This window comes from Salinicola corii (genome assembly GCF_008298015.1).
Taxonomy (GTDB): Bacteria; Pseudomonadota; Gammaproteobacteria; order Pseudomonadales; family Halomonadaceae; genus Salinicola; species Salinicola corii.
Genome location: NZ_VTPX01000005.1, coordinates 72,692 through 87,985 on the forward strand (window position 1 = coordinate 72,692; position 15,294 = coordinate 87,985).

The 15,294-nt window shown below is 60.6% G+C and carries 13 protein-coding genes; 7 read left to right on the forward strand and 6 right to left on the reverse strand.

Annotated features, from left to right (window positions below):
* The first annotated feature begins 118 nt into the window (after positions 1-118).
* Positions 119-802: a GntR family transcriptional regulator gene (locus F0A16_RS10645; RefSeq protein WP_149435380.1), complete on the forward strand. Its 684-nt coding sequence runs from the start codon at positions 119-121 to the stop codon at positions 800-802.
* 71 nt (positions 803-873) lie between these two features.
* Here the strand turns inward: F0A16_RS10645 and F0A16_RS10650 are convergent, their stop codons facing one another.
* The 6 genes from F0A16_RS10650 to F0A16_RS10675 form a co-directional block, all read right to left on the reverse strand.
* On the reverse strand, positions 874-4,104 hold the full coding sequence (locus F0A16_RS10650) for a type I restriction endonuclease subunit R (RefSeq protein ID WP_149435381.1): 3,231 nt from the start codon (positions 4,102-4,104) through the stop codon (positions 874-876).
* A gap of 107 nt (positions 4,105-4,211) precedes the next feature.
* Positions 4,212-5,144 carry a nucleotidyl transferase AbiEii/AbiGii toxin family protein gene (locus F0A16_RS10655; protein ID WP_149435382.1) on the reverse strand — a complete coding sequence of 311 codons (933 nt, stop codon included), beginning with the start codon at positions 5,142-5,144 and terminating at the stop codon, positions 4,212-4,214.
* Complete coding sequence (locus F0A16_RS10660; RefSeq protein WP_149435383.1) at positions 5,134-5,910, reverse strand: type IV toxin-antitoxin system AbiEi family antitoxin domain-containing protein; 777 nt, start codon at positions 5,908-5,910, stop codon at positions 5,134-5,136. Before F0A16_RS10660 ends, F0A16_RS10655 begins: the two co-directional genes overlap by 11 nt.
* 146 nt (positions 5,911-6,056) lie before the next feature.
* Positions 6,057-7,013, reverse strand: coding sequence for a GIY-YIG nuclease family protein (locus tag F0A16_RS10665; RefSeq protein WP_149435384.1), 957 nt, complete (start codon positions 7,011-7,013; stop codon positions 6,057-6,059).
* A gap of 36 nt (positions 7,014-7,049) precedes the next feature.
* Positions 7,050-8,534, reverse strand: a complete 1,485-nt coding sequence (locus F0A16_RS10670; RefSeq protein ID WP_149435385.1) for a restriction endonuclease subunit S — start codon at positions 8,532-8,534, stop codon at positions 7,050-7,052.
* Positions 8,531-10,498: a type I restriction-modification system subunit M gene (locus tag F0A16_RS10675; RefSeq protein WP_149435386.1), complete on the reverse strand. Its 1,968-nt coding sequence runs from the start codon at positions 10,496-10,498 to the stop codon at positions 8,531-8,533. The genes F0A16_RS10670 and F0A16_RS10675 overlap by 4 nt, the downstream gene beginning before the upstream one ends.
* Before the next feature lie 215 nt (positions 10,499-10,713).
* Here F0A16_RS10675 and F0A16_RS21890 point away from each other — a divergent pair, with 215 nt between their 5' ends.
* From F0A16_RS21890 to F0A16_RS10700, 6 genes are all read left to right on the forward strand, one after another.
* The gene (locus F0A16_RS21890) at positions 10,714-10,914 is read left to right on the forward strand and encodes a hypothetical protein (RefSeq protein ID WP_223119766.1); all 201 of its coding nucleotides are present in this window, start codon (positions 10,714-10,716) and stop codon (positions 10,912-10,914) included.
* Positions 10,915-11,331 carry an HAD family hydrolase gene (locus F0A16_RS21895; protein WP_275401759.1) on the forward strand — a complete coding sequence of 139 codons (417 nt, stop codon included), beginning with the start codon at positions 10,915-10,917 and terminating at the stop codon, positions 11,329-11,331.
* A gap of 289 nt (positions 11,332-11,620) precedes the next feature.
* Complete coding sequence (locus tag F0A16_RS10685; RefSeq protein ID WP_275401757.1) at positions 11,621-12,508, forward strand: metal ABC transporter substrate-binding protein; 888 nt, start codon at positions 11,621-11,623, stop codon at positions 12,506-12,508.
* Complete coding sequence (locus tag F0A16_RS10690) at positions 12,505-13,425, forward strand: manganese/iron ABC transporter ATP-binding protein (RefSeq protein WP_275401758.1); 921 nt, start codon at positions 12,505-12,507, stop codon at positions 13,423-13,425. The genes F0A16_RS10685 and F0A16_RS10690 overlap by 4 nt, the downstream gene beginning before the upstream one ends.
* Positions 13,425-14,327 carry an iron/manganese ABC transporter permease subunit SitC gene (gene sitC / locus F0A16_RS10695; protein WP_149435561.1) on the forward strand — a complete coding sequence of 301 codons (903 nt, stop codon included), beginning with the start codon at positions 13,425-13,427 and terminating at the stop codon, positions 14,325-14,327. The genes F0A16_RS10690 and sitC overlap by 1 nt, the downstream gene beginning before the upstream one ends.
* Positions 14,324-15,190, forward strand: coding sequence for a metal ABC transporter permease (locus F0A16_RS10700; RefSeq protein WP_149435387.1), 867 nt, complete (start codon positions 14,324-14,326; stop codon positions 15,188-15,190). The genes sitC and F0A16_RS10700 overlap by 4 nt, the downstream gene beginning before the upstream one ends.
* Positions 15,191-15,294 lie beyond the last annotated feature (104 nt).

Below are 15,294 nucleotides of genomic sequence, written 5' to 3' on the forward strand. Positions count from 1 at the left end.
CGGAAGCGGTGAGAGATAACCTATCAGGCAACTTTCAAACTGTCGACACTCGACAGTCGACCCTAATGGCAATTTGAGCGATAGTGCGACGACCGGAAACCGAGCAGAACGAGACGCCATGACCACGACCACAAGTGGATTCGCCACGATCCAGCAGCGCGACCTGGTCAACCAGATCGCCGACATGCTGACCGAGGCCCTGCTCAAGGGGGACTTCGCGCCGGGCGTGCATCTGGCCGAAGCGCAGCTGGCACGGGACTTCGGCGTCAGCCGCGCCCCGGTGCGGGAAGCGGCACGCCTGCTCGAGAGCCGTGGCATGCTGGTCTCCCAACCCCGGCGCGGCTTCTTCGTTCGCACCTTCAACGCCGCTGAACTCGACGATGTCTACGACCTGCGCCTGTGCCTGGAGCGCCATGCCGTGCGCCTGCTCGCCGGCAAGCTGACGGCCGAGATGGAGGCGGCGCTCGACGCCCAGCTCGAGACCATGCGCCGGGTCGCCAACGACGGCACGGCGCTCCAGCAGATCGAGGAAGACGTCGCCTTTCATCGCATGCTGTGCCAGTTCAGCGGCAACCAGCGGCTGGTGCGCGTTTTCGACGAGCTGTGCCACGAGATGCGCTTCTGCATCCTGCTGATCGGCCAGCTCTACGACGACCCCGCCCAGGTCGCGGAGAGCCACCAACCCGTCATGGACGCCCTGCGGACACGAGATGCGAACGCCTGCGAGGCCGCGCTCGACTACCACATCGGCATTGCCCAACAGCGGGTCGGAGAGATGTTTCGGGAGCGGGAGGGGCAGTAGTTGCTGAAGCCAAACAAGGCGGATATCGCGAACTGATTCGCCTCCAGATCGACACTTGGCCTGCGATGCTTTTACTTCTGCAACGCCTTATATTCCTGCACCAGCATATTGAAAATAATACGGCAGGCCTTGTTGGCGATTTCTCCGCCTTCCAGTAATGGCATTGCCATTTTTTCGTTATCACTCATCGCATCCAAAACGACGTCATTGAACCGTGCGGGCAACAGTCCATGCATAGCCTGATCTTCGCTATGAGAAACCACTTGCTGCATTAGCGGTTCATCCTTCGATAATCTTCCCGCTAAACCCCGGAAGAAGTGCAGCTTGTCGTCGTCACTGACCTCGGCACCGTAGAGATCGTTGAGCCGGTCGATGATCTCGGCCAGGCGCTGCTTCTCAGGATCGTGAGGCTTGCCGGAGCCCACCTCGCTGACCGGGGTCAACCCGTAGTCGCCCTCGGCCTCTTCCAGGCGCAGGCGTTTCTCTTCGCGCTTGGTAAAGCGGTAATGGGTCAACTCAAGCTCGCTGACGTCGACGCCTTCTTCTTCCAGCAAACGGTCAGTTCTCAGTAGCGGATAAAGGCCACGCGCGAAGACACAGAGCTGCTCGAGCTCGGCGTCGTCGAAATGAACAATCTGGCTGAGGAATTCGTAGCTGCGCACGAAGCTGTTCAGGTTCTTGCGGAACAGTTCGAGTTCGTCGCGGGTGGTACCGGCGTCCTTGAGCTCCTGCTCGGCACGTTTCAGGCCCTTGTCGTCGCCATTGCGCTCGGCTGTCTGGCGAGCCTCACTCCAGGCCTGAAACTGATCCAGAGCCAGCCGATAACGCTGTTTGAAGCGCTCCTGCGCCGGTCGGCAATGGTAGCTGAGACTGGAGGCAGACGCCTTGGGATCGAAAAACGCTCTTGCGAAGGCCTCCACTTCGGGCCATTGATAGATACCACTGGCATCCAGAGTGCGCTGGAGGTCATAAACCACCTGCGGATCGGAGACATCGGCCAGCTCGGCCTTGCGATAATAGGTCGCGAAGGCGTCAAGGATATCCTGCTCATCGTTGTAGAAATCGAGAACGAAAGTCTCTTTGCCGGGGAAAAGGCGATTGAGCCGCGAGAGGGTCTGCACGCAGTCCACGCCCTGAAGCTTCTTGTCCACGTACATGGCGCATAGCTTGGGCTGATCGAAGCCGGTCTGGAACTTGTTGGCCGCGATCATCACGTTGTAGTCGTCGGTATCGAACGCTTCACGCATGTCACGCCCATTGAGTCCCGGGTTGAGCCACTGACTGGTCTCCGTCACCTCCTCGGGGATCGCCTCGTCCGGCGGCACGCTGCCGGAGAACGCCACCATCGGATGAACGTCGTCGTAACGCTTCTCCTGGATGTACTCACGCATCGCCAGTTGATAGCGCACCGCCTCCTGCCGACTCGCCGTGACCACCATCGCCTTGGCCTGCTTATCGAGTAAGTGATGCACGTTCTTACGATAATGCTCGACGATCACTTCGACCCGCTGCGCAATGTTGTAGGGGTGCAGGCGAACCCACTTCGCCAGCGTCCGTGACGCCTTTTTGGAATCCACCTCCTGCTCCTCGCCATCGGGATGGGCGAGCTTCCACGCCGTGCTGTACGTCACGTAGTTCCGGAGGACGTCCAGAATGAAGCCCTCCTCGATGGCCTGGCGCATGGAGTAGAGATGGAACGGCTGAGGCTTGTTCGCTGTGCTGGCTGGCAGATCCGGCTCCGGCTTGCGACCGAAAAGTTCGAGGGTCTTGCCCTTGGGTGTGGCAGTAAAGGCGTAGTAGCTGATGCGCTCATTGGGTCGGCGCGAAGCGACGGCAGCATCGAGCATGGCCTCAGCGGTTATTTCCAGCTCGCCATTGCCCTCGCGCTCTTCCAGCTCGCCGTTGCCGTCCTCATCCATCGATTCCCCGGCGGCAGCCAGCAGTGCCTTGAGCTTGCTGGCCGAGCTGCCCGTCTGTGAGGAGTGAGCCTCGTCGGCGATCACTGCATAACGGCCCTCGGCCAGCTTGGGGCGTTTTTCCAGAGCATCGAACAGCGCCGGGAAGGTCTGGATCGTGACGATGATGATTCGCGTGTTACTGGCGAGCGCTTCGGCAAGTTGTTCCGACTTGCTCTGATTGCCGACCTCACGGGTGATCGGGCAGACCACGCCATGGGCATGCTCGAATTGATAGATGGTTTCCTGAAGCTGACTGTCGAGCACCGTGCGATCGGTGATCACGATCACCGAGTTGAACAGTTTCCGGCCATCGTCTGCATAAAGGTTGGCCAGTTGGTGAGCCGTCCAGGCAATGGAATTCGACTTGCCGGAACCGGCACTGTGCTGCACCAGATAGCGCTGCCCGGCGCCCTCCGCCAACGTGGAACGAATCAACCGATTGACCACGTCCCATTGATGGTAACGCGGAAAGATCAGCGTCTCTTTCGTGCTGCGACGACCATGGAAGTCTTCAGTGGTCTTCTGCTCGAGATGCAGAAAACGGCCGAGAATCTTCAACCAGGCATCCGGCGCGAACACCTGCTTCCATAGGTAAGCGGTCGCGTAAGTCTGATCATCATCGGGCTGCGGATTGCCGGCACCGCCCTCTTCCGTGCCACGATTGAACGGCAGAAAGAAGGTGTCCTTGCCCGCCAGCTTGGTGGTCATCGCCACCTCCGCCTGACTGACGGCGAAATGGACCAGGGCACCACGTTTGAATGCCAGCAGTGGTTCCACCTTGCGGGTGACCGGATCCTTGAGCGGTCGGTCCTGGCGATACTGCCGCTTGGCATTTTCTACCGTCTGCTTGAACTGGCTCTTCAATTCCAGCGTCGCGACAGGAATGCCGTTGACGAACAGCACCAGATCCAGACGCGGGTCATAGCCTTGGCCAGCGTCTTTGTCTCGGGTGTGAGGGGAATAGGAGACTTCCGGCACCACGCGCAAACGGTTGGCACGGTAGCGGGCAAGCGAATCCGGATTCATGCCGTGATCGGGCTGGAAGCTGCACAGATCGAATTTGACGCCCGGCACCTTGAAGCCATGACGCAGAACCTCGAGCGTGCCGGCCTGCTCCAGCTCACGCACGACCTTACGCACGAATACGGTCTCGGATGCCTGCGGATTGCTCTGGCAGAACTTCTCCCAACGCGCCGGCCAGGCCTCCTTGACGTAGCCAAGCAAGTCCTCCGTGTAGAGCGCCGTATGGCGGTCATACCCGCTGCCTGCGCCGGTTCGCCACCCGCCGACCACCATGGCGTCGATGATGTCCCGCTGAAAACGGGCTTCTCTGCTGTCCGCCATGTCATCCCCTGCGCTCGGCGTGATCGTTGGTTGTGTTCGTTTCGTAACAGACTAGCGTTTCAGAAGGTTAAGGAGAAAGCCACTATGTCGCTGCGGACCGATTAAGCTTATCCATGAGACTTTCGCTGAAGCCCGCTCAACGCCTGCGCCAGTGACTCGATAGAGCGCCGATGCTTTTCCTCGCTCATCCGCTGGATATTGGCCAGCTTCCAGCGCACCGCCGGTAACTTATCGACGCCTCCGATCGATAGAAGCGACCAGTCTGGCGTTCCCTGCTTGAACGACAGCAGAAAGCGAACGTCTTCATCGGTGATCAGTTCTCCCAGCCGGGCCAGTAATGCCCGCCGAGCCGCTTCCAGTTCCGCCAGCGGAACCTCGGTTCGCGCCATACCGGCGAACTCTTGGTGGTAGATGGCATCCAGCGGCTGCAGCCGCGGATTGAGGACCTCGCTCAAGGGTCGCGGATGACCGAGCAGATAGACGAGGAACCCCTCGAAGAGACTCCGATCCAGACCGCCTTGGTCCAGCAGTTGCTTCACGTCAAAGAGATCCCGGGGATGCTGACGGTCCAGCGCCGCGCAGAGCTTACCGCCGTACAAGTCAGGTAGCGAAACCACCTGTACAGCGGCAAATCCGTACTCGTCTTCCACGGCTTCGACGACATCGCGCTCGTCGGGCAGGTGCACGGTTCCGCGCAGTACGGGAGATACTTCGATCTTGACCTGGCTCTGGCCCCGGCGAACCAGAATCCGCAGCTCGTCACTGCGGTTGTTCTGAAGAGCGGCCCTCGCACCCGGTACTCGATCATTGATGGCTCGCGCCAGACGCTGAAGCGCCTGGCGGCAGCAGATCAGCGCTTCCTCGCGAGGCTCCAGCGGCAGGTAAGCAAGATCGATATCGACCGAGAGTCTGGGAAACGGTTGAACGAACAGATTGATAGCCGTTCCGCCCTTGAGCGCGAAGCACGGCTCGTCATTCAGAAACGGCAGCAACGAGACCAGTAGCCGCACCTGCTCGTGGTATCTCGGCTCAATGGGCATCGGTGAATGTCTCCGGCACGGTCACCTGGAACTCCCTGTCCAGCTTACCGCCCTGGCAGAGCTGACGCTTGCCCCGGCCGAGATCCAGGCGATCCAACGCCAGCCGCCGGTACCAGGCATGGCCTGCGTGACGCGCCAACACCAGAAACGCGCGCTTGGTCCTTATCGAGCGACATCCTTCCAGCAGTGCCTGCAGGCGGCGTGGCCGCAGCGTGTTGAGTCCATCGAAGGTATCCACCAGCTCGCTGCTGAACAACAGCTCGTTCGGTGTAACGGCAACCCATTCCAGAATGGCCCGTTCGGGGGTCGAGATCGTCAAAGCGAACGTCTTGCCCGACGGCTCGACGCGCTCGAAGCTGCCGGCAAGCGACGCCGGCAAACTGCCATCGGTGTGAAACGCGATTCGTCCCGCCCAGTCGGCGTCTTTCAGCCAGCCGGGAAGCCGAGTCGCGGATACGCCAAACAGATGCGTCGTCCCACTCCCCAGCGGTAGATAGTGGGCAAAGCCTTGCAGCGCCAACGCCGTCTGGCCGCCCGGCCAGAGGGACGGCGATTCCGACTCGCCGCTCGACTGCAGCGCGAAGACCACGCTCTCCCAGGAGAGGGGATCACCGGCACGGCTGTAGGCGCCGTGCCCCACGCGCTGTAGCCAGCCGCTACTGGCCAGCTTGCGAGCCTGATCCGCGCTGACGCCATGCGCGGTAAGCCACGCCGTCGTCACGATGGCGCCATGCGGGATCTGCTGCCAAAGTTGGTTTATTTTCATACCCAAAAGCGGCCTTGACCGGCGATTTATTACCTCAAGGTAAACCAATAGGGTTTATCAACAAACCTGAAACGGAATTCAGGACCGTTTTTTAACCTATAGGTAAACTGAAAGCCGGAATCGGCTGCCGTAGGTGACCCTGGAAATCAGTCCAAAGGAGAATTGGATTCAGCTTCTGTCGCCGCAGCGCTCACTTGCTGGTCCTGCCAACCGGCGTAGGTCTGGCCAGTCCCCTCGACCTTCCACTGCTCCCGCCCGTTGGCACTTCGCCCGGACACGACCGCAGCGGCCGCGCTCGGGCTAGAGAACGCGTAGTCGGCCGCGAAACGCCGGAGACTGCCCTCAGCCGCGACCAGCACATTGTCGTCACAGAGCTGCTGAAAGAGCGCCTTGTAGCCACCATTGACGCCGACCCACTGGTCACGAGCCATCGAGCCCTCGAGTACGAAGAACTCTCCATCGACCTCCTGCCCTTTTGCCTTGATGCCATGGCGCGGCACTTCGAGGACGAATTTGGGCGATTGAGGCAATACTTCCGGTGCCCCGGCAAGCTGCTGACTCACCGGCGTGGCGCGTCCACGCAGAAAATCGAAACCCAACACCGGCAATACCGTGCGAATCTGCTCGGTGAAGAACGCCATATCGGCACGGTCGGATTCGGGTAAATTGATGTACTCATGGGCGGTGCCGTTGATCAACTTGCAGCGCCCGACGTCACCCGCGTTTTTGATCAGCAGACTCTCCAGATATTTGACGTGCGCCTTGGTCAGGTTCTGGTCCTTGCTGGTGATCAGGCAGACCCGCTCCCAGAAATCCTTGCCACCACCCGGCCCGGCCACTTCCGGCCGGTTGTGCTGCTTGAGGCGCGTACTGACATCGTCGCTTTCGCCGATATACACCAGCGGTCGCAGGCTGTTGTCCGGGTCCGGCCCGACCAGAAAATAGATACCGGTACGCCCGCACTCCGGCCGCTGCACCAGTTCGCTCAATTTGGTGCGCGGCCCGGTCAGCACGTGGCCGGTCCAGTTCATGATCTCGGCTGTCAGCAAACCATTAGGCGTACCGTCCACCAGAAAGAGTCGAATACTGCGGCCCTGCGTCATCATCATTCCTTGTTATTGGGATTCGGCTATCCGAGTTCAGCTATAGGTGGCGTGCGCTTCGGCGACCATTGGTAGCTCCGGTTGTTCGATCGATTGCTCGGGCTGCCAGTTGCGGACATCGATTTTACCGGTAACGGCGGCGGAGATCAGGGCGGAGCGGCGTTCTTTAAGTCTTTCTTCGAGTTCGATAGCCTCCCCCACCATATCGAGCAAACTCCATGTTTTTTTGACGATTTCGTCGCGAATTTCAATCTGTTCTTCAACTGGAGGGCACGGGAGTGTCATTTCAAGTACCGTTCCCTGCCCAATATTCAGCATCGAACTACTTGCTCCTGTCGCCTCTAGCTCGATTTGCTTTCTAGTTTGTGAAGCCCCCATAAAAAAAGCTAGGAACAATGGATCAGCGACTGACTTATGGAGACGAAGGCGAAACAACTTGTCCGACAACATCAAGTTGGGATAGTCAATGGTAGGAACCGCACAGCTACCAACCAGTTCCCGCGTATTAGCGCGAGAGATCAGAACGTCATCAGTTTTAACAGTCAAATCATGCCTGGGAGAAAGGTTGTCGGGAAGCTTCTTATTCTCTTGGCAATCAAACCTACCATGATTGACGCACCCTACTTTAAGCACACCCCATTCTTTCTTGCTTCCAACAGGGACATTCTCGCACTGCGGGCTCCAACCTTGCTCAAATGAACATACGACATGCTTGATTCGCTTGACTCTCCAATGCGCCGGCACCTCGCCCAGCCACTCCACTCCGGAGTCCTTCATCGGCACATCAGGATCCAGCCCTTTGGCGACGGCATGAGAGATCACCGCCTGGCGCTTCTCCTTGAGCAGCTCGATCAGGCGCTTTTGCTCGTCGATCAGCGCGTCGATGCGGGCGGTTTCGTGGTTGAGAAAGGAAGCAATTTTTTTCTGTTCTTCCCATAATGGAACTGGAACGGGCAAGACCACCAAGTCTGACGCATTGATCGCCGGATAACTGACGCCAACGGAACGGGCGATGATATTTGAGATAAACCACTCAGCTCTGAGCGTATATCCCAGCAATTCGGAATGATATACATCAGACACAGGCCGAATGGCAGCAAACCCTGTAGAACCTACAAGATTCTCAGGTGGCTCTTTCACCGGAGCAATAGCGCGCAAATAGGTGCGCACGGTCGAGATCAGGACATCTCCATCCTTCAAAATCCGACGCGCCCTTGAGGGTGCCGATAAAAAAGAATGTTCTGACCAGCCGGTGATGCCGAGCTGCTCATCCACATCCGAAATTTCAACATACTTGATGAGATATTCGTCAGGCGTGCTTTCCGACAACACCTCGTCATTGAAAGTCGCAACGTACTTCAGAGGTTTTATGTCCCAATGGGCCGGCACCTCATCCAACCACTCAACACCGGAATCCTTGTATTCGGGATAGGCGGAAAAGGTACTCGGGCTATCCCTGCCCTCGCCCTTCGGGCCAGTCGCTTCGCGCCTGTTCGAATTTGTTCCCGACAAATTTGTCATGCCGACATCCCCTCGATCATCTGCTTGATCCGGTCGGTGCAGGCCTTGAGGTCGGCGTCGATCTCTTCCAGCGGACGCGGCGGCGTGAATTGATAGAAGTGTCGATTGAAGGGGATCTCGAAGCCAACGATACCAATACGGCCGTCCTGCTCATCGCGTTTTTCTTCGTCGATCCAGGCATCCGGCACGTGAGGCTGCACCTCGCGCTTGAAGTAGTCGAACACGGACTCACCCAACGGCACGTTTTCGTTATCGCGCAGGCTGCTGTCCGGCTCCGGGTTGCCTTTACTGTCGAGACAGATGTCCGCTTCCGGATCGCGCTCGGAAAGCGCATTGAGAATGGCTTTCTGCACCGGCGCGCCGATTTTCAATCCGGCGGCTTTCAACGCCTTGGTGAAAGCGTCGCGGTTGACATGGATCTGCTCGGGATCGAGCGTTGCGCAGGCAGCTTTGAGCGCTTCGCGCTCCGGCTTGGGAAGTTTCTGGATCGGCTTTTCTTCATCCAGCTTGGCCAGCCGTTCGGGACTTGCCTGAAAGTTGAGACGCAGCGGGCGCTCCACGGTGATGCGCCGGTAGCCGAAGGCGTCGACCGGGAAGATCTTGCTCTCTTCACCCTCGAGGTTCTGGCCGTAGAGCCTTACGATCGCCTCGATGTCTTCATCAGCGACGTACTGGCGCTTGCTGCCCAGCGATTTACGCATCTTGCTGGCACGGCCGGTAGCGTTGATCAGTTGCACCTTGCCACGACGCTCGGCCGGCTTGGCGTTCGAGAGAACCCACACGTAGGTGGCGATTCCGGTGTTGTAGAACATGTCGGTGGGCAGGCCGACGATGGCCTCGACCATGTCGTGCTGGAGCAGGTAACGGCGAATCTCGGACTCACCGCTCCCCGCGCCGCCGGTGAACAGCGGCGACCCGTTGAGGATAATGCCGATGCGCGAGCCGCCCTGCTGCGTGGGGCGCATCTTGCTGACCAGATGCATCAGGAACAGTAGCGAACCGTCGGAGACGCGCGGCAACCCGGGGCCGAAACGCCCATTGAAGCCTTTCTGCTTATGTTCGTCGGTGACCTGCTTCTGAACTTTCTTCCATGCCACGCCAAACGGCGGGTTGGAAAGCATGAAGTCGAAGTGCTCGCCGGCCAGTTGGTCGTTGGCGAGCGTATTGCCCAGCTTGATCTGTTTGACCTCCTGGCCCTTGACAAGCATGTCCGCCTTGCAGATCGCGTAGGACTCGGGGTTCAGCTCCTGACCGTGTAGCGACACGCTCATGCCGCCGCTGACCTGCTGCATGTACTCGTCGCTTTCGGAAAGAAAGCCGCCCGTGCCCGCTGTCGGGTCGTACACGGTGACGATGCCGCCGCTCTTGAGCCTGGCATCCTGATTGGTCAGCACCAGCGAAGTCGTCAGGTGCACGATATCTCGTGGGGTGAAGTGTTCACCCGCCGTCTCGTTGGAGCTTTCCGCGAACTTGCGAATCAGCTCCTCGAAGACGAGCCCCATGCCGAAGTTGGAGAGACTTTCCGGGCTGAGATCCGTCTTGGCGAACGCCTCGACGACCTTGTAGAGCAGATCGTTGGCGCTGAGCTGCTGGACGAAGTTCTCGAACTCGAAGTGCTCGAAGATCTCCCGCGCGTCCTGGCTAAACGACTGCACGTAACTCATCAGGTCGTTGGCAGTCTGCGTGCTGGAGAGTGTGCCCAGCGTCAGCTTTGAGGCATTGAAAAAAGGCTGCTTGGCCGCTCGCAGCAGCAGTTGCTCGCGTACCGCGTCCGGCTTGTCGCGATGCTGGTGAGCGGCGTCGACCACCTCTTGCTTCGTGGGCACCAGGACGCACTCCAACCGGCGGAGCAGGGTGAACGGCAGGATGATACGACCATACTGGGACTGCTTGAAATCGCCGCGCAGCAGGTCCGCGACGGACCAGATGAAGGCGGCCTGCCGTGAGTGGCTTTCGGTATTCATGATGTTCTGAAGTATCCCTGCGTCTCGATGCACTGTTCGTGTAATGCAGGGAATCATACAGGTGACGCGAAAACCATGGCATCCGGCGACCTGGCGAAAACACTGACACGCTACGTTAAGCCCCTGCACCGACTGTCAGGACAAATCGAGCGCTCGATAACGCAAAGCTGTCGCCAAATGGCATGATGACCATTATTCAATCGACGAGTGACGTGATGCCTCCCTCATCTCCCCCGACCGACCTTCATTCTCTCTCCACCCTGACCCACTGGGCCTTCGACATGGATGGCACGCTCACCCTCGGCGTGCACGATTTCCCGGCGATCCGGCGTGAGCTGGAGATCCCGGACGGCGCCGATATCCTGCATCACCTGGAGACGCTGCCCGCCGCCGAGCGCGATGCCAAGCACGACTGACTGCTCGAGCATGAGCGGGAACTGGCGTTGCGCTCGACCGCGGCAGCCGGCGCGGTCGAGCTGGTTCAGGCACTCTGCGAGCGCGGCTGTCGTCTGGGTATCCTGACCCGCAATGCCAAGGAGCTGGCGCATATCACCCTGGAAGCCATCGGCCTCGACGGCTGCTTCGCTCCCGATGACGTTCTCGGACGCGACGAGGCGCCGCCCAAGCCGCATCCCGGCGGCCTCGACCATTTCATCCATCGCTGGCAGGTCGAACCGTCGAGCGTGGTGATGGTAGGCGACAGCCCAATGGACCTCGAGTGCGGTCGCGCCGCCGGTGCCCGCACGATTCTGGTCAACGTCGCGGAAAACCGCTGGCCGAACCTCACCGACTGGCACCATCGGGATTGTCGACGGCTGCTGGCGCAACTTTGAGCCCAACGCCAGCGGGGCGTGATCCGCCCCGCTCCCGCCTCCTTACCGGTCTCCGCGTCGAACCTTTCCCTTTTCGAATGACATCGCATCCCCCTTCACAGCCGAATCAACCAATGCTATAAATCGAAACCAAAGGAACACTGTTTAACCAGGGTAAAGAAAGAAATCATGCTAACGTTTTGCGCTCGAAAGCCTTCGAACGGCGAGCGCGATGCCCTGGCCAACCTCCACTCGATCGGAGCCGCTCATGCCCGGGATTGTCTGTCGACGTTCGCCCCTGATGTGCTTGATGGCCATCGCAATGTTGGCGCTTGCCCTGCCCGCCGGCGCGAATGAAGCCGCGCAGCAGAAGTTCAAAGCCGTGACCACCTTCACGGTGATCGCGGACATGGCCCAGAACGTGGCCGGCGATGCCGCCACGGTGGAGTCGATCACCAAGCCGGGCGCGGAGATCCACAACTACTCGCCGACGCCGGGTGACATCATGCGCGCCCAGGGTGCCGACCTGATCATCTGGAATGGCCTCGACCTGGAGCGCTGGTTCGAGAAGTTCTTCCAGCATCTGGACAACGTACCCAGCGTGATCGCCTCCGAGGGCGTCGAGCCCATCGGCATCACCTCCGGCCCGTATGACGGTAAACCCAACCCCCACGCCTGGATGTCGCCGAGCAATGCGCTGATCTACGTCGACAATATCCGCGACGCCTTCATCAAGTACGATCCGGACAACGCCGAGACTTACCGCAACAACGCCGAACGCTACAAGCAAGAGATCGAAGCGGCCGTCGCCCCGATCCGCCAGTCGCTGGCGCAGATCCCCGAGGAGGATCGCTGGCTGGTGACGAGCGAAGGGGCCTTCTCCTATCTGGCACGGGATTTCGGGCTGCGCGAGCTCTACCTGTGGCCGATCAATGCCGACCAGCAGGGCACGCCGCAACAGGTTCGCCACGTGATCGACAGCGTTCGCGAGCATGATATTCCCGCGGTCTTCAGCGAGAGCACCGTCTCCGCCAAGCCGGCCCAACAGGTCGCCCGCGAGACAGGCGCGCTCTACGGTGGCGTGCTCTACGTCGACTCGCTGAGCGGCCCGGACGGCCCGGTCCCGACCTATATCGATCTTCTCGAGGTCACGTCCCGCACCATCGCCGACGGTCTCACCGAGGGAACCAGCCAGTGATCGAACCCGGAGCGCCCGAGCAGCCGGCCACCGCGACCGCCTCCCGACAGCGTGGGGGCGGCATCTCCGTCACTGGCGCCACCGTGACCTACCGCAATGGACACACGGCGCTTCGCGACACCAGCTTCGAGATCCCCACCGGCACGATCACCGCGCTGGTAGGCGTCAACGGTTCCGGCAAGTCGACGCTGTTCAAGGCGATCATGGGGTTCGTGCGTCTGGCCCAGGGCGACATCCGGGTGCTGGACCTGCCGGCCAAAACCGCGCTCAAGCGCAACCTGATCGCCTATGTACCGCAATCCGAGGAGGTGGACTGGAACTTCCCGGTACTGGTCGAGGACGTGGTGATGATGGGGCGCTACGGCCATATGGGCATGCTGCGCATTCCCAGGCGGGCCGATCACGAGGCGGTCGCCGCCGCGCTGGAGCGGGTCGGCATGAGCGAGTTTCGTCGGCGCCAGATCGGCGAACTCTCCGGCGGCCAGAAGAAGCGTGTCTTCCTGGCCCGCGCTCTGGCCCAGGATAGCCGGGTGATCCTGCTCGACGAGCCATTCACCGGTGTCGACGTCAAGACCGAGGAGCAGATCATCGCCCTGCTGCGCGAACTGCGCGCCGAGGGGCGGGTCATGCTGGTTTCGACCCACAATCTCGGCTCGGTGCCGGAGTTCTGCGACCGTACCGTACTGATCAAGGGCACGATACTGGCGTCCGGCCCCACCGACGAGACCTTCACCCAGCACAATCTGGAGCTGGCGTTCGGCGGCGTGCTGCGTCACTTCGTGCTCGACCAGTCCCACCCGGCCGGCGCGCCACCCCATGCCGTGGGTGTCTTCACCGACGACGAGCGGCCGCTGGTGCTGCAGAACGGCATCGCCGCGCGGCGCCACCGCGGTCCCGGAAAGGGAGGCTCCCGTTGATGGATCTCCTCCTGCCACTCGCCTATTTATCCGAGCCCTTCGGTTATGGCTACATGCGTAACGCCATGTGGGTATCGGCGCTGGTGGGCTGCGTCTGCGCCTTCCTCTCCTGCTATCTGATGCTCAAGGGCTGGTCGTTGATCGGCGATGCGCTCTCCCATTCGATCGTGCCCGGCGTCGCCGGGGCCTACATGCTGGGGCTGCCGTTCTCGCTCGGCGCCTTCTTTGCCGGCGGACTCGCCTCGGCGGCGATGCTGTTCCTCAACCAGCGCAGCAAGTTGAAAGAAGACGTCATCATCGGCCTGATCTTCACCTCGTTCTTCGGCCTAGGGCTGTTCATGGTCTCGCTGTCGCCGACGTCGGTGGATATCCAGACCATCGTGCTGGGCAACGTCCTGGCGATCACGCCCGCCGACACCCTGCAGCTGGCGGCGATCGGCGTGATATCGCTGATCGTCCTGCTGGCCAAGTGGAAGGACCTGATGGTGACGTTCTTCGACGAGAACCATGCCCGCTCGATCGGCCTCAACCCCACCGCGCTCAAGATCCTGTTCTTCACGCTACTGGCGGCATCGACCGTCGCGGCGCTGCAGACGGTGGGCGCCTTTCTGGTGATCTGCATGGTCGTCACCCCGGGCGCGACGGCCTATCTGCTGAGCGATCGCTTCCCGCGTCTGCTGGTCATCGCGGTGACGATCGGCTCGCTGACCAGCTTCCTCGGCGCCTACGCCAGCTACTTTCTCGACGGCGCCACCGGCGGCATCATCGTAGTGCTGCAGACGCTGATCTTCCTCATGGCGTTCGTGTTCGCCCCCAAGCACGGGATGCTGGCGGCGAGACGCCGGGCCGCAGCGTCGCTGGCACGGACGCCAGTGGCCGAAGCGGCGGAGTCGCGATCATGAGCTGGCTGGACACACTGCTGATGCCGTTCCAGTTCGGCTTCATGGTCAACGCCATGGTCATCGCCGTGCTGGTCACCGTGCCGATGGCCCTGCTCTCCTGCTTCCTGGTGTTAAAGGGCTGGTCGCTGATGGGGGATGCCATCTCCCATGCCGTCTTCCCGGGCGTGGTGATCGCCTATATCGTCGGCATCCCCTACGCCATCGGCGCTTTCGCCGCCGGCATGTTCTGCGCCATCGCGACCGGATTCCTCAAGGAGAACAGCCGGATCAAGCAGGACACGGTGATGGGGATCGTCTACTCCGGCATGTTCGGCGTCGGCCTGGTGCTCTACGTCAAGATCCAGTCGACGGTGCATCTCGATCACATCCTGTTCGGCGACATCCTTGGCGTAGCCTGGCGTGATATCGGCGAATCGGCGCTGATCGCTCTTGTCACCGTCGGCGTCATCGGTCTCAAATGGAAGGACTTCCTGCTCCACGCCTTCGACCCGACCCAGGCCCGGGCGGTGGGTCTGCGAACCGGCCTTCTGCACTACGGCCTGCTCTGCCTGATCTCGCTGACCATCGTCGGCGCCCTGAAAGGGGCGGGGATCATCCTGGCCATTGCGCTGCTGATCGCCCCCGGCGCCATCGCCTTTCTGCTGACCCGGCGCTTCAGCACCATGCTGCTGCTATCCGTTGCCCTGTCGGCGCTCATCGCCTTTTTCGGCGTCTACCTCTCGTTCTTCCTCGACAGCGCCCCGGCACCGACCATCGTGCTGCTGTTCTCGATCGCGTTCGGCGTGGCCTTCGTCATCTCGGCAAGGCGTACGACGCGGCGCGAGCGTGCCCAGGACGACGCCTTCCCGGCAGCGAGGCGCTGAGCGACGGTCGTCGCCCTGGGATGTCCCGACGACGGCCGGTGTCACCGACAAATTTGGTTATGTTATAACGTATGCGTGGTAACTTTTTTCCTTATCATGTTTAC